Here is a 22,364-nt window from a genome sequence, read left to right on the forward strand (position 1 = left end):
GCATGAGCTCCCGCACTCTCCGTGCGCTTGCCCTCGCTGCCGCCGCCCTTGTCTCCGCCACCGCCCTGACCGCGTGCGGCGACGACTCGGAATCCGGCGGGGAGGCGACCACCCTGCGCCTCGGCTACTTCCCGAACATCACCCACGCGCCCGCGCTGGTCGGCGTCAAGAACGGCCTCTTCCAGCAGGCGCTGGGCACCACCAAGCTGGAACCCAAGACCTTCAACGCCGGTCCCGCGGCGATCGAGGCGCTGTTCTCCGGGGCGGTCGACGCCACGTACATCGGCCCGAACCCGGCGATCAACGGCTGGGCCACCTCCAAGGGCACCGCGCTGAAGATCATCGCGGGGAGCACCTCCGGCGGCGCCGGCCTGGTCGTGAAGGCGGGCATCAACGCCCCGGCCGACCTCAAGGGCAAGAAGATCGCCACGCCGCAGCTGGGCAACACCCAGGACGTCGCGCTGCGCGCCTGGCTGAAGGAGAACGGCCTCACCGCCGACCAGCAGGGCGGCGGCGACGTCTCGGTGCTGCCGCAGGACAACGCGACCGCCGTGCAGGCGTTCGCCCAGGGCGCGATCGACGGTGCGTGGGTGCCCGAGCCCAACCTCAGCAAGATGGTGCTCGAGTCCAAGGGCAAGATCCTGGTCAACGAGAAGGACCTGTGGCCCAACGGCCAGTTCGTGACCACCCACCTGATCGTCAAGCAGGAGTTCCTCAAGGAGCACCCGGACACGGTCAAGAAGCTGCTCCAGGGCCACATCGCCGCGGAGAAGCTCATCGCCACCGACACCGCCGGCGCGCAGAAGGCCGCCAACGAGCAGCTCGCCGCCCTGTCCGGCAAGCCGCTCAAGGACGACATCCTCGCCGCCGCGTTCAAGAACCTGACCTTCACCAACGACCCGATCGCGTCTTCGCTGTTCACCAGCGCCAAGCACGCCGAGGACGTCGGCCTGCTCAAGCCGGTGGACCTCAAGGGGATCTACGACCTCGGCCCGCTCAACGAGCTGCTCAAGGCCGACGGGCAGCCCGAGGTCAGCGACGCCGCCTCCTCCTGATCAGCCGCCCGGCCGGGCCCGCCACGCGGGCCCGGCCGGCACTCACCTGCGGAGAACCATCATGAGCATCGCGGAAGCGACCGATCTCAAGACCGAGGTCGTACGCCTCGATCACGTCTCCAAGCAGTACGGCTCCGGCGCCAACGCCCTCCTCGCCCTCGACAAGGTCTCGCTGACCGTGCGCAAGGGCGAGTTCGTGTGTCTGCTGGGCGCGTCGGGCTGCGGCAAGAGCACGCTGCTCTCGCTCGTCGCCGGCCTCGACCGGATCAGCGGCGGCACGCTCGACATCGGAGGCCGGCACGTCTCCCTGATGTTCCAGGAGGCGGCGCTGTTCCCGTGGCTGTCGGTGGCCGGCAACGTGGAGCTGCCCATGCGCCTGCGCGGCGTGGGCAAGGCGGAACGCAAGCGGCGCGCCCAGGAGCTGCTGGAGGTCGTCCGGCTCAAGGACTTCGGCCACAAGCGCCCGCACGAGCTCTCCGGCGGCATGCGCCAGCGCGTGGCCCTGGCCCGCTCCCTCGCCCAGGACGCGGACATCCTGCTGATGGACGAGCCGTTCGGCGCCCTCGACGCGATGACCCGCGACATCCTGCACGACGAGTTGGAGCGGATCTGGCGCGAGCAGCAGCTCACCGTCCTGTTCGTCACCCACAACGTCCGCGAGGCGGTGCGCCTCGGCGACCGGGTCATCCTGCTCAGCAGCCGCCCCGGCCGGGTCATCGAGGACTTCCCGGTCACCCACGACCGGCCCCGGCGCATCGACTCCCCCGAGGTGGCCGGCCAGGCCGCCGAGATCACCGATCGGCTCCGCGCGGAGGTCGCCCGTCATGCCCATTAAGTTCCCGTCCGCCCGCGCCGGACTCGACGGCGTCGCCCAGGACACCACCCCGCCACCGGCCGAGCAGCCGCGGACCGACCTCGCCGCCGCCGACCGGGTGACCGGCCTCGACGCTCTGGAGCTCGGCGGCCGGAGCGACAAGGGCGCGCTCGGCGTACGCATCTGGCGCAGCGCGTGGCCCAAGCTCCTCGCCGTCGCGATCGTGCTGCTCGCCTGGCAGCTGGTCGTCTGGGCGGAGTGGAAGCCGGTGTACGTGCTGCCCGGCCCCGCCACCGTCTTCGAGGACCTCGGCGGCCTGATCACCACGGCGGACTTCTGGGACGGCGTACGCCTGACCATGATCCGGGCGCTGACCGGCTTCGCGCTGGCGGTGCTGATCGGCACGGTCGTCGGCGCGGCGGTCTCCCGGTTCGCCCCGCTGCGGGCGGCGATCGGCTCGCTGATCACCGGCCTGCAGACGATGCCGTCGATCATGTGGTTCCCGCTGGCCATCCTGCTGTTCCAGATCAGCGAGAGCGCGATCATGTTCGTGGTAGTCATCGGCGCGGCGCCCTCGGTGGCGAACGGCCTGATCAGCGGCATCGACTACGTCCCGCGCACGTGGCTGCGGGTGGGGCAGGTGCTGGGCATGAAGGGCTTCGCCAAGTACCGCCACCTGATCCTGCCGGCCTCGCTGCCGTCGTTCATCTCCGGGCTGAAGCAGGGCTGGGCCTTCTCCTGGCGGAGCCTGATGGCCGGTGAGCTCCTGGTGATCGTGCCGGGCGCGCTGTCCATCGGCGTACGGATGCAGCAGGCCCGTGATCTGAACGAGTCGAGCCTGGTCATCTCGTTCATCATCGTGGTGCTCGTGATCGGCATCCTGATCGACGTGCTCTTCAACGCCGCGGACAACGCCCTGCGCAAGCGGTGGGGCCTGACCGGCTCCTGACCCGCCGGACGTGGAACGGGCCTCGCACGCGGGGCCCGTTCGCGCTGCTCAGAGCGGCCGGACCGACTTCAGGACGTCGTCGACGACGTAGTCGAACTGCTTGTGCGTGCCGGGGATCGACACGTAGAGCACGGCCGCGGTCGGCTTCCCCACGTCGATGATCGCCACCGCGGACAGCTCCTCGGTCGCGGACAGCCCCGGCGCCCGGAAGTGCAGCCGGAACTCGCTCAGCCACGCCGGCCGCCCGCCCAGCGTGGTCATCTCGTCGCGCAGCGGCTCCAGCTGGTTGGGCTGCGGGTAATACTCGGCGCGCACGTCCGCCGCCACCTGCCGCCCCACGCACTCCAGGTCGAGCGTCACCGCGTCGTTGTCCGCCGCCGGCACCGCGGCCGACAGGATCGAGGCATGGTACGAGCCACCGCTGTACTCCTCGGTGACGAAGTGCTGACCGACCTTGTACGGCACCTCCAGCGTCCCCGCCCGCCACGTGGTGTCCCAGGGCACCCACGGGTCGCCGTACTTCTTGTAGGAGATGCCCGCCTCGGCGTCGGTGGTGCGCTCGCCGGTCGCCGGCGGCACCTGACCGGGCCGGGCGGTCGGGCCCGCGCTCGGCGGCACGGTCGGGGCCGGGCACATCTGCGCCAGCGGCGGGCGCACCTCGGTGGGACCGGACGCCTTGCGGCCGAACGGGTCGCCCTCCGACGTGAGCGCCACGATCAGGATGATGGTCAGACCGATCGCGAGAATCGCCCCGGCCACCCCGCCGAAGATCAACATCTGCCGCCGGCGCCGTCGTGGCCCGTCATCGCCGGGCGGCTGCGGCGGCGCGGCGGGAGGCGGCAGAAGCGGGGGTACGCCGGGAGCGGTCACCGTCCCGGACGCCCACGGGCCACCCGGCCGCGACCAGGCGGTGGGAGTCTGGGTGCCCTCGGACATCATCCCAGTGAACACCACGACCGCGCGTCATGGGTCACCGCCCGACGCGCAAACGGACGTTCGGCACACCTCACCGCGGTCCGGGGCTCCGTGCCGTGCCTCCCGGCCGGCCGGTTCAGCTCACCTGACGAGGGCCGCCTGCACGCCGCCCAGCGCCGGGGGGATCGTCTCGATGACCGAGGGGCCGATGTCGCCGTAGCTGACCGAGCCGTACCAGGGTGCGAAGGCCACCACGCCGACCAGGGCGAGGCCGAGCACTGCCAGTGCGAACACGATCGCCAGTTCACGACGTCCGGACATGGTGTGCATAAGAGGGCCTCCCAGGCAGTGCCGTACCCCTCGGTCCTCTCAGCGTGGACCAGTGAACGGCTCGGCGCAGTCACCCATAAGACGCTTCGAACCCCGGACGGGTTGCATTCCTCCCAGGTAAGTTTCATCGCACGCCGGTACCGTGACCCAATGGAAATCGTGTATCCCCCCGTGGTCGGCCTGGCCAAGACGTTGTTCCGGGTGCTGGACCTGAAGATCCAGGTCGACGGCGCGCACCACATTCCGGCGGCCGGCGGGGCAGTGCTGGCGAGCAACCACGTCAGCTACCTCGATTTCATCTTCTGCGGCTTCGGCGCCCAGCCCGCCGACCGGCTCGTACGCTTCATGGCCAAGAAGTCGGTCTTCGACCACCGCGTGAGCGGCCCGCTGATGCGCGGCATGCGCCACATCCCGGTCGACCGCAAGGCCGGCAACGCGGCCTTCCACGAGGCGGAGACGGCCCTCAGGAACGGCGAGGTCGTCGGCGTCTTCCCCGAGGCGACGATCAGCGAGTCGTTCACCGTCAAGAAGCTCAAGTCGGGCGCGGCGCGGCTCGCGCAGGAGGCGGCCGTACCGTTGATCCCGATGGCGGTCTGGGGCCCGCACCGGCTCTGGACCAAGGGCCGCAAGAAGGAACTGACCAAGCGGCACGTCCCGGTCATCATCAAGATCGGCGAACCCATCCCCACCGGCGACGCCACCACGACGGAGGCGACGACGACCGAGCTGCACCGGCGCCTGACCCGGCTGCTGGACGAGGCCCAGGCGGCCTACCCGGACCAGCCGTCGGGCCCGGACGACCGGTGGTGGCTGCCGGCCCACCTGGGCGGCACGGCACCCCGCCCGGAGGACGTCGGCGACCCGGCCCGCCTGGAGGCCTGAGCACCGAACCCGCGCGGGCCGGCATCGCGCCTTCGGGAGACCGCGGCGGCCGAGCACCACGCCTGGGCGGGCTCACGCCTGCGCGGGCTCACGCCTGCGCGGGCTCACGCCTGCGCGGGCTCACGCCTGCGCGGGCTCACGCCTGCGCGGGCTCACGCCTGGGCGGGCTCGTGGGAACCGGGCCTCGCGCTGCCCAGCATCGCTCCCGCCAAGAACACGCGTGCCGGGCAGCGCGGCGAACGGGCATCGCGCGGGCCGGGCGCGGCGAGCGGGGGTTGGCGTGGCGGGTTCCGGGGGCGGTGGACCTTCGTTTCAGGGCCTGCGCGCGGCGGCGGACCGGGCGATCGAAGGCCGGAAAAGCACATCGGCGCCGGCCCCCGTGGGGGACCGACGCCGGTGTGTCAGCGTAGAGCTGAGATCAGAGCGGGCGGATGTTGGCCGCCTGCGGGCCCTTCTGGCCCTGGGTGACCTCGAACTCCACGCGCTGGTTCTCGTCCAGGCTGCGGTAGCCGGAGGTCTGGATCGCGGAGAAGTGGGCGAAGACGTCGGCGCCGCCGTCGTCCGGGGTGATGAACCCGAAGCCCTTGTCCGCGTTGAACCACTTCACAACGCCGGTAACCATGCTCGTCTCCTCGACGGTCGATCGCTCCTGGCCATTATGGACCGGAACGAGGTGGTAAGACCCGTTTTCTGCGGGACTCGTGTCGCCGTACTGATCGCCCGTACCGGAGAACCCGGGTTACGACAAAGAGCGCCTGGGGCAGACTTCCCCACAGGCGCTCCTGAGTACTGGGAACCAAACTGACACAACGGTGGGAGCCTAGCACGGACAGGGAGGGCCGGCGGTGATCGGCGTACAAGTGGCACGGCAGCTCAGAGAAGCGGGACTGGCCTGGAAGCCCGGCCCCGGCGATCACTTCGCCATCCCCGATCGGGACCTGGACGAGGAGATCTTCGTGCTGAGCACCATGACGATCGAGGTGTACCCGGTACCCGACGGTCAGGTGATCGGGTTCAACGGCACCACGGAGTGGGCGCTCGACGATGTGGATCTCGAGGAGGCGCTGTGGCTGCCCCGCGAGGACCAGCTGCGGGAGCTGCTCGGCGCGACGTTCCGGGCTCTGAGCAGGACGGATGCCGGCTATCGGGTCGACGTCACCCTGCTGGGCGAGGACCGTACGTTCCCCGCGCCGTCGCCGGAGGAGGCATATGCGGCCGCCCTGCTCCACCTCCTGGCCGCCGCGGGGCTGTGACAAGCCGGGCCGGGCCGGGGAGACACGGGCGTCGCGCGGCGGAGTGTGAGACACGCCGCCGAGATCGGGACACACCGCGGTGTGAGACACGCCCATGCGCGAGAACACGCCCACCCAGGCCGCGCGACCCGCCGCGGGCCGCGGGCCGCCCTCGCGCACGCCGCGGGACACGCCGCGCGCCGCGGGACTCGCCTGGGCCGTGGCGAAACGGCCAGGCCGCGGGACACGCCGATCAGGACTGGTCGGTGGTGCCGGGCTCGGGGAGGTCGGTGATCAGGGCGGCCAGGCCGTCCGCGTCCAGCAGATCCACCGGACGCACGGTGACGCCGTCGCGGACGTAGTGGAAGCCCGCGCGTACCCGGGAGACCGGCACCTCCGCGAGCGCCGCCCAGGCCAGGCGGTAGGCGGCGAGCTGGACCGCCGCCGCGGCCGCGTCCGCCGCGGCGGGGCGGCGGCCGGTCTTCCAGTCGATCACGTCGTAGCGGTTGCCCGGCTCGGCGAAGACGGCGTCCATCCGGCCGCGGATCACCACGCCGGCGACCGTGGTCGCGAACGGGACCTCCACCTCCACCGGCGTCTTCTCCGCCCACTCTCCTGCGAGGAATGCCTCCTGCAGCGCCGCCAGTTCGTCGTCGGTGGCCGCGTCGTCGTCCGCCGCGCCGGGCAGCTCGTCGACGTCGAGGAGGCGGACCGAGCCGTACCTTTGCTCCAGCCAGGAGTGAAATGCCGTGCCGCGGCGGGCGTACGGTGCCGGGCGCTGCGGCAGGGGGCGGCGCAGCGAGCGGGCCAGCAGCTGGGGGTCGCGGCGCAGGACGACCAGCTGCGACACCGAGAGGTGGGCGGGCAGGGCGACCTCCAGCGGGCCGTCGCGGCGGGCCCGCTCCTCCCGCTCGGCGAGCAGCAACCTCGCCTCCAACCGCCACCGCACGATGTCCGGATCGCCGTCGAAGGCCGGCCCCGCACCAGAGCCCGCCCCACCAGCCGAGCCCAGCCCACCAGCCAAGCCCAGCCCAGCGGACGACCCCGGCCCGCCAGCCGACCCCGGCCCGCCAGCCGAGCCCGGCCCCGCGGACGAGCCTGCCCCGCCAGCCGAGCCCGGCCCGGCGGCGGCGGTCGGTCCGGCGGCGGGGGCCGAGGGGCCGAGGCCGGTCAGGTCCGCCGCCAGGCCGGCGCGCTCGGCGATCTCCGGGTCGGCCTCCGCGAGGTCGGCGAAGGCCAGCGCGTCCTCCGGGGTCGGGGCGGCGATCATGCGCCGGATCAGGTCCGCCGCCGCCGCCATGGCCGGCCGCCGGCCGCCCAGCGGGTCCGATGGCCACTCGGCCGTGGCGACGAGCGCCGCCGACGGGTTGGTGGCGTCGCCCGGCGGCTCCGGTGACCAGTGGTCCACCGTGCCCGCGCCGTCCTCGCAGGACGCCCGGATCTCCTCCAGGAACACCGACGGACCGCGGGGGCGCTTCACCCCGTCGCCCCACCAGTAGCCGGACGCGAGCAGCAGCCTTCGCGGCCGGGTCACCGCCACGTACGCCAGCCGGCGCTCCTCGCGTACGTCATGGTCGCGCCAGGCGCGGCCGAATGCGGTGAGCGCGCCCGCCACGTCCTTCTGGTCCACGGCCTCGGCGAGGTCGAGCGTCGGCAGGCCGGAGGCGTCGCCGCGGAGCGGGAAGGGCAGGACGCCGATGCCGCCGAGATAGTTGTCGGAGCCGCGGGTGAGGCCCGGCCACACGTTCTTCGTCAGGCCCGCCACCGAGACGACGTCCCATTCCAGCCCCTTGGCCGCGTGGGCGGTCAGGATCTGGACCGCGCCCTCCACCACGTCCACCTGGCCGGGGGCGAGGCCGCGTTCCTCCTCCTCGGCCGCGGCCAGGAAGGCCAGGAAGCCGGCGATGGTGCCGCCGTCGGTGTCGCCCGCGTACCGGGCCGCGACGTCGCCGAGGGCGTCGAGGTGGCCGCGGGCCAGGCCGGCGTCGCCGGCACCCCAGCCGCGCACGGCGACCTCCACGTCCAGGCCGATCGTGCGCTCGATGTCGGCGACCAGGTCCGGCAGCGGCTGGTCCAGGCGGTGCCGCAATTCGGCCAGTTCCCTGCTGTACGCCCGCAGCCGCGCGTACCCCTCCTGCGAGAACTGCTGGGGCGCCCCGAGGTCCGCCATGGCCTCGACCAGCGTGGCGTCGTCCAGCCGGTCCCCCACGATCCGCTGGGGGTCGTCGGCGCCGCCGGTGGTGCCGGCCACCCGGGCCGCGGCGATGGCCCGGGCGCGGCGGTGCAGGGCCACGAGGTCGCGGGGCCCGATCCGCCAGCGGGCACCGGTGAGCAGCCTCAGCAGCGCCGCGCCGTCCGTCGGGTCGGCCAGCACCCGCAGCGTGCAGACGACGTCGCGTACCTCAGGGGTGTCGAGCAGGCCGCCCAGGCCGACCACCTCGACCGGCAGGCCGCGGGCCCGCAGCGCCTCCTCGATCGCCGGGATCTGGCTGCGGACGCGGACCAGCACGGCGCTCGTCGGGCGCTTGTCGACGGGGATGTCGCCGGGCAGCGCGTCCGGCAGCCGGGCCGCCGACCGCCACGCCGCGAGCATCGAGTCGGCGATCCACTGCGCTTCTTCCCCGTACGTGTTCAGCAGAGCGCACGCCACCGTGCGTCCCCCGACGCGCTCGGCCACGCGCTGGGCCGGGATGAGCTCGGCGACCCGGGCGCCGGCGGCCCGCAGCGGCCGCGAGAGGGCGTTGGCGACCTGGAGGATCTCGGGGCGGTTCCGCCAGCTCCGGGTCAGGTTGAGCACCCACGCCTCGCGCCCGCCGGGGCCGGTGAACTCGGCGGGGAACCGGTCGAGCGTGCCCGCGGACGCGCCGCGCCAGCCGTAGATCGACTGACAGGGGTCGCCGACCGCGGTGACCGGGTGGCCGCCGCCGAACAGCGCGTTGAGCAGCACGACCTGCGCGTGGCTGGTGTCCTGGTACTCGTCGAGCAGCACGATCCTGTAGCGCCCGCGTTCGATCTCGCCGACCTCGGGATGGTCGCGGGCCACCAGCGCGGCGCGGGCCAGCTGGTCGCCGAAGTCCATCGCCTCCAGGTCGAGTTTGCGCTGGTCGTAGAGGCGTACGAGGGGCAGCAGGGTGAGCCGTTGACGCTGGCGCAGCAGCGCGTCGGTGACGTCCTTGTAGACCCGGCCGGGCAGGGACTGCACCTCGGCGAAGAAGCGGCCGGTCCAGGCGGAGAGGTCGTCCGGGGACACGAGATGCTCGGCGAGCTCGGCGGAGAGCGCCAGCACGTCGTCGGTCACCGTGCCCGGCGCGCGGTTAAGGCCGGTCATCTCTCCCGTGTACGACCGCACGAGCGAGTCGACGATCTGCCACCGGGCGGCCTCGGTGAGCAGCCGCACGGAGGGCTCGTACCCGGCGCGCAGGCCGTGCTCGGTGACGATTCGGGCCGCGTACGAGTGGTACGTGGCGACCGTCGGCTCACCGGCGAGCGCGTCCTGCTGCCCGAGGCGCCGCACCAACTGCCCGAGCCTCGTCCGTACGCGATGGGCCAGCTCCCCCGCGGCCTTGCGGGTGAACGTGAGGCCGAGGATCTCGTCGGGGTGGGCGTACCCGTTCGCGACGAGCCAGACCACCCGCGAGGCCATCGTCTCGGTCTTGCCGGACCCGGCACCGGCAACGACCAGGACCGGTTCGACCGGCGCCGCGATGATCGCGGCCTGTTCCGGGGTCGGCGCGTGCAGCCGGAGCAGCCTGGCCAGCTCGAGCGGCGTGTAGCGGGGACCGGCGTCGGCGCGGCGCCGGGGCCGCGGCGCGGCATCGGTGAAGAGGCTGGGCTGGGTCATCGCGCCCCGCCCGCGGGGGTTCTCGGGCGGGTCATGCCGGGCCGGGCTCGACGACCTGGCGGCCCTGGCCGCTGATCGGGCAGCTGGTACGCACCGGGCACACCCGGCACTTGGCGTTGGCGACCGCCGAGAAGGTGGCCGCGGCCATGGTGTCGGCAGTGCGCCGGACCATCGCGTACGCCCAGTTGGGGTCCTCCGCCTCGGCGAGCGGGAGCTGCATCTGCTCGCGTGCCTCCTTGGCCGGCCCGAGCTGCACCAGGGCCGCGCCGCCGCTCTCCGCGCCCTCGGTCAGCGTGTCGAAGGCGCCCGCGTCCACGGCGGCCTGGTACCCGGCGAGCTGCGCGTGCTCCTCGACCTCGCCGGCCGACACGGCGGTGCTCTTGCCGGTCTTGAGGTCGATGACCACCAGCCGCCCCTGCTCGTCCACCTCGAGGCGGTCGACGCGCCCGGTGAGCTGGATCGGCCGGTTCGGGTCGTCGAGCCGCACGGTGAACTCGTGCTCGATGGCCAGCAGCCGCCGCGGGTTGCGGGCCAGCCACCGCAGCAGCTTGTCGACCATGCCCTGGGCCCGCTCCTGCTCGGGCCCGGCGAGCCAGCGCGCCGCCAGCTCGATCGCGTCGAAGCGGGCGGAGACGTACTCGACGAGCCGTTCCCGGTCGGCGTTCGCGTCCTCGGCGAGCATCGCGGCGGCGTGCACCAGGTTGCCGACGCCCTGGGCGGGCCCGGCCGGCGCCGCGCCCCCGTGCCGTTCGAGCAGCCACCGCAGGCTGCACCGCAGGGCGCTCTCCATCGCGGACGGGGTGACCTTCACCGGCTCGCCCTCGTCGACCAGCGGCCGGTCGTCGGACAACGGCCGCAACCCCCACCACTCGTCCGGGTGCGCGCCGGGAACGCCGGCCTGGGCGAGCCGGGCCAGCTCGGCGGCCGCGGCATGCCGCCGGGCGGGCGACACCTCCGGCGCGATGACGACGGTACGCAGCTCGGCGACCAGCGCGGACAGGGTGAGCGCCCGGGGCGGCCGCCCCACCGGCACCTCGTCCTGCACGTCGAGAAGCTCATGCAGCCCCGCCGGCCCGGGGTCGTCGCCCGCCCGCTCCTCGGAGCCGCCGGGGTCGGGGTCGCGGTCCGGGGCGTCGGGGCCGGGGTCGTCCGGGCCCGGGGCGTCAGGGCCCGGGGCGTCCGGGCCCGGGGCGTCCGGGCCCGGGGCGTCAGGGCCGGGGTCGTCCGGGGCGTCGGGGCCGGGGTCGTCCGGGTCGGTGGGCGGGGATTCGGGGGGGTCGTCGTCGCGGCGGCCGGGCAGGCCGAGTTCGGTCAGGAAGCGGCTCGGCTGCTCCTCGCCGTCGGCGCCGCCCACGCTCGCCGACGCGACCGCCGTCACGATCAGCCGGCGCCGGGCTCGGGTCGTCGCCACGTAGAACAGCCGGCGCTCCTCGTCGAGCAGCGCGGACGTCTGCCCGACCACCGCCGCGGCGCCCGAGGCGGCCCGGCCGGCGAGCACGTCCACCAGCCGTTCCGAGCCCAGCAGGCTGCCCCGCAACCGCAGGTCGGGCCAGATGCCCTCCTGCACGCCGGCCAGCACGACGACGTCCCACTCGAGTCCCTTGGCGGCATGCGCGGTGAGCAGCCGCACGGCGTCGCCCCGGTCGGCGGAGGGCGCGATCGAGTCGGCGGGGAGGTCCTGGCCGAGGACGTGGTCCAGGAACACCTCGGTGCGGGCGCCGGGCAGCCGGTCCACGAAGCGGGCGGCCGCGTCGAACAGCACCACCATGGCGTCGAGGTCGCGGTCGGCCGCCTCCGCGCGCCACTGCCGCGCCCGGCCGCCCTCGCTGCCGGGTTCGACCGGGGCGCCGCGGGTGCTCAGGGCGTACCAGCGCTCGGCGAGACCGCTGGCCCGCCAGACGGACCACAGCACCTGCTCCGCGGTCGCGGCGGGCGCGGCGGCGGCCTCGCGCGCCGTGGCGATGAGCCGGGCGACGTTCTGCGCGGGCGTCGCCCACCGCCGCTCGACCACGTCCAGGCCGGCCGGGTCGCGGATCGCGTCGACGAGCAGTTCGCCGGAGGGGCGGCGGTCCCCGGCCGCCAGGGCGAGCGCGCGCAGCCCCTGGCGCAGCCGCCGCTCGGCCAGCGGGTCGGCACCGCCCAGCGGCGAGTGCAGCAACGCGACGGCGGCCTCCTCGTCGAGCGCTTCCGGCTCCAGTGCACACCGCAGGAGCAGCAGAAACGGTGCGACGGCCGGTTGCAGGTGCAGCGGCAGGTCCTCGGCATGCGTCACGGTCGGCACCCCGGCGGCGGCGAGGCCGCGTTGCAGGGACGGCAGCTGGAGGCTGGTCGACCGCAGCACCACGGCCATCCGCGACCACGGCACCCCGTGCAGCAGATGCGCCTCCCGCAGGGCGTGCGCCACGAACGCCGTCTCGCTGGTCGCGGACCGGAACGTGGAGACGATCGCTCCACCCGGCACCGCAGCCCCGCCCCCCGAAGAACGAACCGCGCCGGCGGGCGAAGGGTGGGACGCGGCGGAGGACGCAGCCGCGGACGGCCGCGAAGGGCCTGCCGAGCCGGCCGGCGCGGGCGAAGGGAGGTCGGCGGGTTGCGGCAGGGCCGGCGGGTGGAGGGCCCGGTGGCGCATCCGGCCGCGCATGCGACGGGACACCCGGCTGGTCGATTCGAGCAGGGGTGCGTCGGCGCGGTAGCTGGTGTGCAGGGTGATCGTCTCGGCGAGGGCGCCGGAGGCCGTACGGAAGCGGGTCGGGAAGGCCGTGACCGCCTCCGGGTCGGCGCCGCGGAAGCCGTAGATGGACGAGTCCGGGTCGCCGAACGCCACGAGGGGTTTGCCGCCGCCCGCGACCAGCGACAGCAGCTCGATCTGCGCCGGGTCGGTGTCGGCCAGCTCGTCGACGTAGACGTATGCGAGGCGGCGGCGCTCGGCCTCGAGCAGGGCCGGGTCGTCGTGGAGCAGGCCGGACGCCGCGCGGACCAGCTCGGCCGGGTCGTAGGCGGTCGAGCCGCGGGTGGTCACGTCGCGCAGGGCGAGGACCGCGACGTACTCGCGGAGGAAGCGGGCGGCGGCCGGCCAGTCGTCGCGGCCCAGGCGCTCGCCGAGGCGGGCCAGCTCGACCGGCCCGATCCCGCGTTCGGCGGCGCGCTGCATGAGGTCGCGCAGCTGTTGCGCGAAGGCGCGGGTGGGCAGGGCCGGGCGCAGCGCCTCGGGCCAGCGGACGATGTCGGGTGCGTCCTCGTCGCCGACGACCGCGAGCAGCTCGCGGATGATCAGGTCCTGCTCCGGGCCGGTCAGCAGCCGGGGCGAGGGCTCGCCGCGCTCGGCGGCGGCCCGCCGCAGGAGGCCGAACGCGTACGCGTGGAAGGTGCGCACCAGCGGCTCGTGGAACGTCGGCCCGGAGATCCTCGCCTCGATCCGGTCCCGCAACGCGGTCGCGCCGCGGCGGCCGAACGTGAGCACCAGGATTCTCTCCGGGTCGACCCCGTCGGCGATCCGGGCCGCGACCGCCTCCACCAGGACCGTCGTCTTGCCGGTGCCGGGGCCGCCGACCACCAGCAGCGGCCCGTCGGTGTGCGCCACCACATACTGCTGGAGGACGTCCGCGTGCAGCCCGGCCGCGGCGGGTGCGGGCTTGCGCACCAGCCGGTACGCCGGCCGGCGCACCGCCGCGGGAGTCGAGGTCACGGCACCAATGAGACCACGCACCTACGACAAGATCCGCGTCAGGGCTTTCCGACCGAGGCGCGGAGCCGCACCGGCATGGGTACGCGATGCACGGCCGGCTGCCGCGCGGGCCCGAGCAGCAGTTCGACGGCCTTCCAGCCGAGCTGGTAGTGCGGCAGCGAGATGCTCGCGAGCTGGGGCCGGAGCCATGCGGCAAGGTCCGAGTCGTCGAACGACAGCACCGACACGTCGTCCGGGATCTCCAGCCCGGCCTCCCGCAGCGCCTGGTACGCCCCCAGCGCCACCCGGTCGTTGAGGCAGATCAGCGCCTTCGGGGCGAGCCCACCGGCCAGCGCCCGCCGCACCGCCTCGTACGCCGGCTCCGGCCACCACGAGCACTCGACGGCCGCACCGAGCCTGATCCCCGAGGCGGCGAAGCCCTCCCGCAGGCCGGCCACCCGCTCGCGCCCGGCGAAGGCCTGGTCCGCCGGGTCGCCGACCAGGTGGATGCCGTCGCGGTGGCCGGCCTCGACGAGAGTCCGCGCGGCGTTCCATCCGGCGGCCACCTCGTCCGGTACGACCGCGTGGCAGGTGGGTCGCGCCGCCCGGGTGAGGCAGTTGAGCAGCACCACCGGCCGGCCGCTGAGCTGCTTGGGCACCCGGACGTAGCGGGTGGACATGCTCGCGTACAGAAAGGCGTCGACCTGGCGGTCGAGGAAGTCCGAGATCAGCCGTTCCTCGACGACCGCGTCGCCCTCGGTCTCGCCGATGAGCAGGAGGTGGCCGTGCGCGACCGCCGCGGCGAGGCTGCCGTGGATCGCGCGTCCGGCGTACGGGTCGGAGGCGAGGGTGTCGGAGAGCAGCGCGATGGTCCGGGTGACCTTGGTCCGCAGGCCGCGGGCCATCAGGTTGGGCCGGTAGTCCAGCTCCTGGGCCGCGCGGAGGACCCGTTGCCGGGCGTCCTCCGAGATCCGCATGTCCACGTGGCGTCCGGCGAGGACGAACGACGCCGTGCTGCGGGACACGCCGGCCCGCTGTGCGACCTGGAGCAGGGTCGCCCGTTGCGGAGGCATGTCCCGAGTCTTCCACGCGTGCTCACCGGCCCGCGGGTGTCGCGAATCGGCACCCGGCGAGGCTTGACGGCCGGGCCGTACCGGAGAAGGGTCACGCGAAACCCCTCCAGCAGCCGCCGGAGCCCCCTGCCGGGCCGGCAGCCGGTGTCGCACCGGTTCGGCAGGGCCCGCCGCGCCTCGCGCCGGACACGTCGGGCGGCGAGCCGGAGCGGGTCAGTCGTTGGCGTGCAGCGCCGCGTTCAGTTCGATGCCGGTGCCCTTGCGGGGCCGGGCCTCGAGCCCGCCGGTGACCGAGTTGCGCCAGAACAGCAGGCCGTCGACGCCGGACAGCTCGCGGGCCTTGACCACGCGCCCGTCCGGCAGGGTCAGCTTCGACCCGGCGGTGATGTAGCAGCCGGCCTCGACCACGCAGTCGTCGCCGAGCGAGATGCCGATGCCGGCGTTCGCGCCGAGCAGGCTGCGCTCGCCGATGGAGACCTTGTCCTTGCCGCCGCCGGAGAGGGTGCCGGTGATGGACGAGCCGCCGCCGATGTCGGAGCCGTCGCCGACGACGACGCCCTGGACGATGCGGCCCTCGACCATGGACGTGCCGAGGGTGCCGGCGTTGAAGTTGCAGAAGCCCTCGTGCATGACGGTGGTCCCGCTCGCGAGATGCGCGCCGAGCCGCACCCGGTCGGCGTCGGCGATGCGGACGCCGGTCGGCACCACGTAGTCGGTCATGCGCGGGAACTTGTCGACGCCGTACACGCTCAGGTGCCGGCCGGCGGCGCGCTCGATGAGGCGCAGCTCGTCGACCCGGTCCGGCGGGCACGGGCCGGCGGAGGTCCACGCCACGTTGGCGAGCATGCCGAAGATGCCGTCGAGGTTCTGCTCGTTGGGCTTCACCAGGCGGTGCGACAGCAGGTGCAGGCGCAGGTACGCGTCCGACGAGTCCTTGATCGGCTCGGCGAGCGACGACACCTCGGTGCGCACCTCGACGGTGCTGAGGCCGGCCAGCGCCTTCGGGCCGACCAGCCCGGCGGGCAGCGTCGGCGGCTCGGCGGGCAGCGTGCCCAGCCCGAGGTAGCCGGCCGGATACCAGGTGTCGAGGACCGTCCCGTCGGCGGTGACGGTGGCGAGGCCGATGCCCCAGGCTGCCGAGGTCGAGATCGCGCTACTCACATCGCGCACCCTATCGGAGCTGGGTAACTGCTTCACTTTCGGACTGTACTGTGCGGCTCATGGCCAACCCGCTCACTCCTGACGTGCTCGTCGACCCGGTGGTGCTGACCCGCACCCTGGTCGACATCGAGTCCGTCTCGCGCGACGAGAAGGTCATCGCCGACTGCGTCGAGGACGTCCTGCGGCAGGCCCCGCACCTGCACACCGAACGCCTGCAGAACACGGTGATGGCCCGCACCGACCTGGGCCGCGACCAGCGCGTCGTGCTCGCCGGGCATCTCGACACCGTCCCGCTGCACGACAACTTCCCGTCGACCGTGGTGGACGATCTGATCTACGGCTGCGGTACGGCGGACATGAAGTCGGGGGTCGCCCTCGCGCTGCACCTCGCCGCCACCCTGCCCGACCCGCGGTACGACCTCACCTTTCTCTTCTACGAGGCGGAGGAGATCGAGCACGAGTACAACGGGCTGAACCTGGTCGCGCGGGACCGCCCGGAGTGGCTGGTCGCGGACTTCGCCGTGCTGCTGGAGCCCACGTACGGGGTGGTCGAGGCGGGATGTCAGGGGACCATGCGGGCGCGGATCCGCACCCGGGGCCGCCGGGCGCACACCGCGCGGGCCTGGCGGGGCGTCAACGCGATCCACGCCATGGGCCCGCTGCTGCGGCGCCTGGAGGACTATCGCCCGCGCACCGTGACCATCGACGGCTGTACGTACCGTGAGGGCCTGAGCGCCGTGGACATCGCCGGAGGGGTGGCCGGCAACGTGGTCCCGGACGAGTGCGCGATCGAGGTCAACCTGCGCTTCGCTCCGGACCGTACGGAAGAACAGGCGTTGGATCATCTGCGCGAGGTCTTCGACGGGTTCGAGCTGGAGGTGACCGACTCCGCTCCCGGCGCCCTGCCGGGGCTGGACGCGGCGCCGGCCCGCGACTTCCTGACGGCGGTGGGCGCGGAGCCGGCGGCGAAACTGGGGTGGACGGACGTGTCGCGGTTCGCCGCCCTCGGCGTGCCGGCGCTGAACTACGGGCCCGGCGATCCGATGCTCGCGCACGCGCCGGACGAGCACGTGGAGATCGGCAAGATCCGGGACGGGGCCGCCACGCTGCACCGATGGCTGGCGGCGTACTGAAATCTCAGGGTTGGGCGGGCCGCGGGATCTCGACCGTGGTCTCGGGGTCGAAGGCCGGGTCGGCGGCCGGCGGCGGCAGGGCCAGGGCCATGCGGCGTTCCTCGACGACCAGGCGGATCCGCCGCTGCATGCGGCGCTGTGCCTTCATTCGCTCGTAACGGGTCATCACGGTGGCTCCTTCGCCGAGATGCCCGGCCGGAGCCGGACGCCGTGCCTGCCGTGCGGGGTCGGTAACCGTACAGACGTTGCGGGGCTACCGTCGGTTGCTTCAATCTGGCAAAAAGGCCGCCACGCCGCAATCCTCTTGGCAAAACCCAACCGGTTATTCACCGGTTACAGACCGTCCGCACTACCGTGGATGCCATGACGGACAGCACCAACGGCCGCAGGCGCGTACCCCATGAGCGTCATCGCGGCGCCGTCACGCTGCGGCGTGATTCGATTCCGCCGAGCACCGCGGACGAGAAACTGCTCGACTCGCACTACCGCGGCGAGTGGAAGACCAAGGACGCCTGGCGGGCCCTGCGCATCCTCTCCGAGTTCGTCGAGGGCTTCGACACCCTCGCCGACCTGCCGCCCGCGGTGAGCGTCTTCGGCTCGGCGCGCAGCCTGCCGGACAGCCCGGAGTGCGAGCTCGCCGCGCAGCTCGGCGGGGCGCTCGCGGAGGCCGGCTACGCGGTGATCACCGGCGGCGGCCCCGGCGTGATGGAGGCGGCGAACCGCGGCGCGACCGAGGCCGGCGGCATGTCGGTGGGGCTCGGCATCGAACTGCCGTTCGAGCAGGGCCTCAACGACTGGGTCGACATCGGCATCGACTTCCGCTACTTCTTCGTCCGCAAGACCATGTTCGTCAAGTACGCGCAGGCGTTCGTGGTGCTGCCCGGCGGCTTCGGCACCCTCGACGAGCTGTTCGAGGCCATCACGCTGGTGCAGACCCGCAAGGTCACCCGCTTCCCGGTGATCCTCATGGGCACCGAGTACTGGGGCGGCCTGCTCGACTGGATCAAGTCGCGGCTGCTCGCCGACGGCAAGGTCGGCCCGGGCGACATGGAGCTGCTGCTGGTGACCGACGACGTCGACGAGGCCGTACAGATGATCGTGCAGGCGGACGCCGCGCTGGCCGAGAACGGGAAGCGGTGACGTGGCGGCCGTCTGCGTCTTCTGCGCCTCCTCCAGCTTCCTCGACCCCAAGCACCTCGACCTCGCCACCGCGTTCGGCAAGGCGCTCGGCCCCCGCGGCCACTCGCTCGTCTCGGGCGGCGGCCGCGTCGGCATGATGGGCGCGGTCGCCGACGGCGCCCGCGCGTCCGGCGCGCACACCCTCGGCGTGATCCCGCAGTCCCTCGTGGACCTCGAGGTCGCCGACACCGCCGCCGACGAACTGCTGGTCACCACGGACATGGGCGCCCGCAAGAACCTGATGATCGAGCGCTCGGACGCCTTCGTCACCCTGCCGGGCGGCCTCGGCACCCTCGACGAACTGTTCGAGGTCTGGACCACGGCGACCCTCGGCCTGCACCGCAAGCCGATCGTGGTCCTGGACCCGGACGGCTTCTACGCGGGCCTCTGGTCCTGGCTCGGCGGGATCACCGAGACGGCCTTCGTCCGCTCCGCGGCACTCGCCCAGGTGACGCTGGCGACCTCGATCGACGCGGCCCTGGACACGATCGAGCGCAGCCTCGCCGGGTGATCAGCGCAGGGCGGCGGCCGCGGCGGTCTTGACGGCTTCGGTGAGGGCCGCCAGCATCGTGGATTCCATGCGCCAGAACTGCCAGTAGAGCGGGACGTCCAGGTGCCGTCCCGGGGTCAGCTCCTCGAGCCGGCCGGCGGCGACGTCCTCGTCCGCGATCCGCTCCGGCACCAGGCCCCAGCCGAGGCCGAGGCGGATCGCGTCGACGAACGCCGCCGCGGCCGGGACGTAGTGGATCGGCGGGTCGAGGTGGCGGCGGGTCAGGGACGCGAGGAAGCGGTGCTGGAGTCGGTCCTTGCGGTTGAAGACGATCATCGGCGTGGTGTCGAAGCCGGCGAACGCGCCCGGGGCGGCCATCGCCCGGTAGCGCATCGCGCCCAGGGGTTCGACCCGGCAGCCCTGGACCGGGGTGTGCTGGCCGGTGACCGCGGCCATGGCCGTACCGGCGCGGAGCAGGTCGGCGGTGTGGTCCTGGTCCTCCTGGTGCAGGTCGAAGCTCAGGGCGAGCTCGGCGGGGACCGCGGCCAGCGCCGTCAGGAACCAGGTGAGCAGGGAGTCGGCGTTGACCACCACGGTCGCCCGGGTACGCCCACCGCCGCCCAGCGCACCGCGCGCCGCGTCCAGCGCCTCCCGTTCGAGCAGGGCGACCTGGCCGGCGAGGCGGACGAGGGCCTGGCCCGCCTCGGTCGGTTCGGCGGGCTTGGCGCGGCGCACGAGGACCTGCCCCACCGCCTGTTCCAGGGCCTTGATCCGCTGGCTCACCGCCGACGGGGTCACGTGCAGCGCCCGGGCGGCGGCGTCGAAGCTGCCCTCCTCGATGACCGCCTGGAACGTGGTCAGCTGCACGGCGTCCATCAGATTTCCTTAAGTTCCTGAAGAATCATTAGCTGGAGTACACCACCGCGGCGGCCTAGCGTCGAGCCATGGTCACCTCCGCGCTCGCCGGTTTCGCCGCGTCCCTCGTGCTCATCGTCGCCATCGGGGCGCAGAACGCCTTCGTGCTGCGCCAAGGGCTGCGCCGGGAGCACGTCGTACCCGTGGTGCTGACCTGCGCGATCTCGGACCTGGCGCTGATCGCCGCCGGCATCGCCGGCCTGGGCGCCGTCGTGGCGGCCCGTCCCGGGTTGGTCACGGTGATCCGGTGGGCCGGCGCCGCTTTCCTGCTCGCGTACGCGGTCCTGGCGGCACGGCGAGCGGCCCGCCCGGCCGCCCTCACCCCCACCGACCGCGCCCCCGCCACCCTGCGCGCGACCCTGCTGACCTGCCTCGCCCTGACCTACCTCAACCCGCACGTCTACCTCGACACCGTGCTCCTGCTCGGCTCGGTCGCGCAGCAGCACCCGCACCAGTGGCTGTTCGGCCTCGGCGCCGCGGCGGCCAGCGCGGTGTGGTTCACGGCCCTGGGGCTGGGCGCGCGGCGGCTGGCGCCCGTACTGAACAGGCCCGCCGCCTGGCGGATCCTGGACGGCCTGATCGCAGCCGTCATGGCCGGCCTGGCCGTGGCCCTGCTGGTCTGAGCCTCACTCCCGGCCGCGCCGTGCGGTCCGAGGCAGCCGTCATGCCCGGCCGAGGCGCAGGGTGCCGACGCCGGCCACCGCGTCCAGGTCGACCCGGTTCCGGCTGGCACCCCAGTCCGGGCTGAGGAACGCCGCTCCCCGGGCCACGCCGTCGTCCGTACGCCCGTCGAACTTGACCTGCCCCGCACCGCGCCGGGTACGGACCCGGACCGGCACGCTCGGCGCGGCCGACACCTCGAACTGGTTCACCCCGCCGGACATCCGGATCGGCAGGGTGCCGTCCGGGCGGGGCAGGGTGAGTTCGAGGCGGGTGGCGCCGCCCACCAGGTTCACCCCCTCGATCCGGGCCCCGCCGAGGTCGAAGGCACCACGCTGGACGCCGCCGGTCATCGTCAGCCGCCACCGGACCGCGGTGTTCAGCAGCACCTCGACCTCGTCCTTGCCGCGCTGGCCGCTGCGCTCCAGGAAGAGCCGCACGGCGGTGTCCTCGACGGTGACCCGCGGCAGCACGCTGCCGCCCTCCGGCGTGGTGACCCGGTAGAGGTCGTCGCCCAGGTCGGTGGTGCGCAGCCGCAGCACCCTGGTGTCGCTGACCAGCTCGAAGCTCGCCCGGTCGAGGCCGGACACGGGCGCGGCCAGCCTGTTCCGGACGGGCGCCGCGGTGGTCGTCGTCCGGGCCACCGGGGGCGGCGCGGCGGCCGGCCGCGGCGGGTCGGTACGCCGCGTGAGATACGCACCGGCCACACCCCCGGCGGCCAGCAACACCACGACCGTGACCAGCACCAGCCCGGTACGCCGCCGCCGGGGCCGGGGCGCGGGCGCGACGGGCTGCCGGTGCGGGCGCGGCGGCACGGCGGGGGCCACGGGGGCCTGCCGGTGCGGGGCGTCCGGCCAGTAGTCCGAGATGGAGGGCAGCGCGGCCGGCATCGGCGGCTCGGGGACGTACGCGGGCGGGACGGCGTTCGGCCGCCGGTAGAGGGCGTCGCGGTCGGAGCGGGGGCGGTCTGCGGGCGGGAGATGGTCCACGGCGGAACTCCCTCGGGGCGGCGGTCTTCCCCCGTCACTACGGATCAGCGCCCTCCGCGGATCGATCACCCGCGGTGTTCGCAAGATTGCCTCTTGCCATCGGCCGTCTTCGCATCGACCATTACTTGCGCCCCCACGGCCCGCGCTTTCGCGCGGCTTGCCGGCTATTCATCGAACGGACGCCGATGCCCCCTGAGGATCGTCCTTCGCCCGGACCTCCGCACGAGGAATGGGTATCCCCGGTGCAATATTTTGCCCCGGCGAATCGCCCCACCACCACGCTTCCTCCGATGCCCCCGCCGGCCGACCGGCCCCTGGTGGGCGGGCGACCCGGCGCGGCCCTGGTCGCCCTCGCGCTGCTCGCGGTGGCCGGCGCCGTCGCCATCGCGCTCATGCCGGGGCCCGGGTCCCAGCGTGCCCAGTTCGTGCCGATGCCGCCGATCCCGCCGGTGCCCGACGCGGCACCGCGGGCGTCGGCGACCACCTCGGCCGCTCCCTCGGCCACCCGTCCGGCCCGGCCGCCGATCGAGCCGGTCGCCGACGAGTCCGAGCAGGTCACGGCGCCGCGCACCCGCGCGCCGTCGACCGGGACGGGCACCAGCACGCCCAAGCCCTCGTCGAAGCCGCCCGTCGCGGGGTTCGTCGCCGGCACCACGATCGGGCTGTCGCCGGCGGGCGACCCGGGCAGCCGGGTACGCCACCACGACTTCCGCGGCCGGGTGGACCGGATCGACGCGCGCAGCCCGGCCGGGGACCGCGCCGATTCCCGGTTCCGCGTACGCCGGGGCGCCGCCGACGCCCGATGCGTGTCCTTCGAAGCGGTGAACCTCCCCGGGTTCTTCCTGCGCCACCGCAATTTCGAATTGCGTCTCGAGCGGTTCGACGGCACACCCCTGTTCGCCGCCGACAGCACGTTCTGCCCGGCGTCCCGGGGAGGCGGCATCTACGCATTGCGATCAGTCAACTACCCGGACCGCTACATCTCCCGGTACCAGTCCTCGCTGTACCTGGCCCCGATCGCCACCGGATTCACGGTCCGCCCGCCGCTCTGAGGTGTTTCGACGATCATCGAGCGATTTGCA

General features: G+C 73.7%; 20 protein-coding genes. 10 read left to right on the top strand and 10 right to left on the bottom strand.

Annotation, left to right across the window (positions count from 1 at the left end; all coding sequences use genetic code 11):
* The first annotated feature begins 2 nt into the window (after nucleotides 1-2).
* The 3 genes from CLV70_RS09580 (at nucleotide 3) to CLV70_RS09590 (ending at nucleotide 2,818) form a co-directional block, all read left to right on the top strand.
* Nucleotides 3-1,055: an ABC transporter substrate-binding protein gene (locus CLV70_RS09580; RefSeq protein ID WP_106126101.1), complete on the top strand. Its 1,053-nt coding sequence runs from the start codon at nucleotides 3-5 to the stop codon at nucleotides 1,053-1,055.
* A gap of 61 nt (nucleotides 1,056-1,116) precedes the next feature.
* Entirely contained in the window at nucleotides 1,117-1,890 is a 774-nt protein-coding gene (locus CLV70_RS09585; protein WP_106126019.1) for an ABC transporter ATP-binding protein, read from the top strand.
* Nucleotides 1,880-2,818 carry an ABC transporter permease gene (locus CLV70_RS09590; protein ID WP_106126020.1) on the top strand — a complete coding sequence of 313 codons (939 nt, stop codon included), beginning with the start codon at nucleotides 1,880-1,882 and terminating at the stop codon, nucleotides 2,816-2,818. The genes CLV70_RS09585 and CLV70_RS09590 overlap by 11 nt, the downstream gene beginning before the upstream one ends.
* Nucleotides 2,819-2,866: 48 nt before the next feature.
* Here the strand turns inward: CLV70_RS09590 and CLV70_RS09595 are convergent, their stop codons facing one another.
* Both CLV70_RS09595 and CLV70_RS09600 read right to left on the bottom strand, forming a co-directional pair.
* Entirely contained in the window at nucleotides 2,867-3,754 is an 888-nt protein-coding gene (locus tag CLV70_RS09595; RefSeq protein ID WP_106126102.1) for a hypothetical protein, read from the bottom strand.
* 120 nt (nucleotides 3,755-3,874) lie between these two features.
* Nucleotides 3,875-4,054 (bottom strand): hypothetical protein, encoded by a 180-nt coding sequence (locus CLV70_RS09600; protein WP_146164004.1) that lies wholly within the window; start codon nucleotides 4,052-4,054, stop codon nucleotides 3,875-3,877.
* A gap of 159 nt (nucleotides 4,055-4,213) precedes the next feature.
* Here CLV70_RS09600 and CLV70_RS09605 point away from each other — a divergent pair, with 159 nt between their 5' ends.
* Nucleotides 4,214-4,945: a lysophospholipid acyltransferase family protein gene (locus CLV70_RS09605; RefSeq protein WP_106126022.1), complete on the top strand. Its 732-nt coding sequence runs from the start codon at nucleotides 4,214-4,216 to the stop codon at nucleotides 4,943-4,945.
* 418 nt (nucleotides 4,946-5,363) lie between these two features.
* Here the strand turns inward: CLV70_RS09605 and cspE are convergent, their stop codons facing one another.
* Nucleotides 5,364-5,567 (bottom strand): transcription antiterminator/RNA stability regulator CspE, encoded by a 204-nt coding sequence (cspE, locus tag CLV70_RS09610; RefSeq protein ID WP_015625344.1) that lies wholly within the window; start codon nucleotides 5,565-5,567, stop codon nucleotides 5,364-5,366.
* A gap of 223 nt (nucleotides 5,568-5,790) precedes the next feature.
* On the opposite strand from cspE, the gene CLV70_RS09615 reads away from it, so the two are divergent.
* Nucleotides 5,791-6,198, top strand: coding sequence for a pilus assembly protein CpaE (locus CLV70_RS09615; RefSeq protein ID WP_106126023.1), 408 nt, complete (start codon nucleotides 5,791-5,793; stop codon nucleotides 6,196-6,198).
* 232 nt (nucleotides 6,199-6,430) lie between these two features.
* Here the strand turns inward: CLV70_RS09615 and CLV70_RS09620 are convergent, their stop codons facing one another.
* The 4 genes from CLV70_RS09620 to dapD form a co-directional block, all read right to left on the bottom strand.
* Complete coding sequence (locus tag CLV70_RS09620; RefSeq protein ID WP_106126024.1) at nucleotides 6,431-10,018, bottom strand: ATP-dependent helicase; 3,588 nt, start codon at nucleotides 10,016-10,018, stop codon at nucleotides 6,431-6,433.
* 31 nt (nucleotides 10,019-10,049) lie between these two features.
* Nucleotides 10,050-13,703: an ATP-dependent helicase gene (locus CLV70_RS09625; RefSeq protein ID WP_106126025.1), complete on the bottom strand. Its 3,654-nt coding sequence runs from the start codon at nucleotides 13,701-13,703 to the stop codon at nucleotides 10,050-10,052.
* Between the two features lie 38 nt (nucleotides 13,704-13,741).
* Nucleotides 13,742-14,755 (bottom strand): LacI family DNA-binding transcriptional regulator, encoded by a 1,014-nt coding sequence (locus CLV70_RS09630; protein ID WP_106126026.1) that lies wholly within the window; start codon nucleotides 14,753-14,755, stop codon nucleotides 13,742-13,744.
* Between the two features lie 213 nt (nucleotides 14,756-14,968).
* Nucleotides 14,969-15,916 (bottom strand): 2,3,4,5-tetrahydropyridine-2,6-dicarboxylate N-succinyltransferase, encoded by a 948-nt coding sequence (dapD, locus tag CLV70_RS09635; RefSeq protein WP_211303694.1) that lies wholly within the window; start codon nucleotides 15,914-15,916, stop codon nucleotides 14,969-14,971.
* Between the two features lie 59 nt (nucleotides 15,917-15,975).
* Between dapD and dapE the strand changes: the two genes are divergently transcribed.
* Nucleotides 15,976-17,049 carry a succinyl-diaminopimelate desuccinylase gene (dapE, locus tag CLV70_RS09640; protein ID WP_106126104.1) on the top strand — a complete coding sequence of 358 codons (1,074 nt, stop codon included), beginning with the start codon at nucleotides 15,976-15,978 and terminating at the stop codon, nucleotides 17,047-17,049.
* 4 nt (nucleotides 17,050-17,053) lie between these two features.
* Here the strand turns inward: dapE and CLV70_RS40100 are convergent, their stop codons facing one another.
* A complete protein-coding gene (locus CLV70_RS40100) occupies nucleotides 17,054-17,215 on the bottom strand; it encodes a hypothetical protein (protein WP_170148592.1) in 162 nt (53 codons plus the stop codon).
* A gap of 197 nt (nucleotides 17,216-17,412) precedes the next feature.
* On the opposite strand from CLV70_RS40100, the gene CLV70_RS09645 reads away from it, so the two are divergent.
* Nucleotides 17,413-18,189, top strand: a complete 777-nt coding sequence (locus CLV70_RS09645) for an LOG family protein (RefSeq protein WP_106126027.1) — start codon at nucleotides 17,413-17,415, stop codon at nucleotides 18,187-18,189.
* A 1-nt stretch (nucleotide 18,190) separates the two neighbouring features.
* Nucleotides 18,191-18,739, top strand: a complete 549-nt coding sequence (locus CLV70_RS09650) for an LOG family protein (protein ID WP_106126028.1) — start codon at nucleotides 18,191-18,193, stop codon at nucleotides 18,737-18,739.
* Here CLV70_RS09650 and CLV70_RS09655 read toward each other — a convergent pair whose 3' ends face one another.
* Nucleotides 18,740-19,597 (bottom strand): LysR family transcriptional regulator ArgP, encoded by an 858-nt coding sequence (locus CLV70_RS09655; RefSeq protein WP_106126029.1) that lies wholly within the window; start codon nucleotides 19,595-19,597, stop codon nucleotides 18,740-18,742. It lies immediately after the preceding gene.
* Between the two features lie 65 nt (nucleotides 19,598-19,662).
* On the opposite strand from CLV70_RS09655, the gene CLV70_RS09660 reads away from it, so the two are divergent.
* The gene (locus CLV70_RS09660) at nucleotides 19,663-20,256 is read left to right on the top strand and encodes a LysE/ArgO family amino acid transporter (protein WP_106126030.1); all 594 of its coding nucleotides are present in this window, start codon (nucleotides 19,663-19,665) and stop codon (nucleotides 20,254-20,256) included.
* Between the two features lie 39 nt (nucleotides 20,257-20,295).
* Here CLV70_RS09660 and CLV70_RS09665 read toward each other — a convergent pair whose 3' ends face one another.
* Nucleotides 20,296-21,282 (bottom strand): hypothetical protein, encoded by a 987-nt coding sequence (locus CLV70_RS09665; RefSeq protein WP_106126031.1) that lies wholly within the window; start codon nucleotides 21,280-21,282, stop codon nucleotides 20,296-20,298.
* A gap of 290 nt (nucleotides 21,283-21,572) precedes the next feature.
* Between CLV70_RS09665 and CLV70_RS09670 the strand changes: the two genes are divergently transcribed.
* Nucleotides 21,573-22,334 carry an AbfB domain-containing protein gene (locus tag CLV70_RS09670; protein WP_146164005.1) on the top strand — a complete coding sequence of 254 codons (762 nt, stop codon included), beginning with the start codon at nucleotides 21,573-21,575 and terminating at the stop codon, nucleotides 22,332-22,334.
* Nucleotides 22,335-22,364: the final 30 nt, after the last annotated feature.

The organism is Pseudosporangium ferrugineum (assembly GCF_003002065.1).
In the GTDB taxonomy this organism is placed as follows: domain Bacteria; phylum Actinomycetota; class Actinomycetes; order Mycobacteriales; family Micromonosporaceae; genus Actinoplanes; species Actinoplanes ferrugineus_A.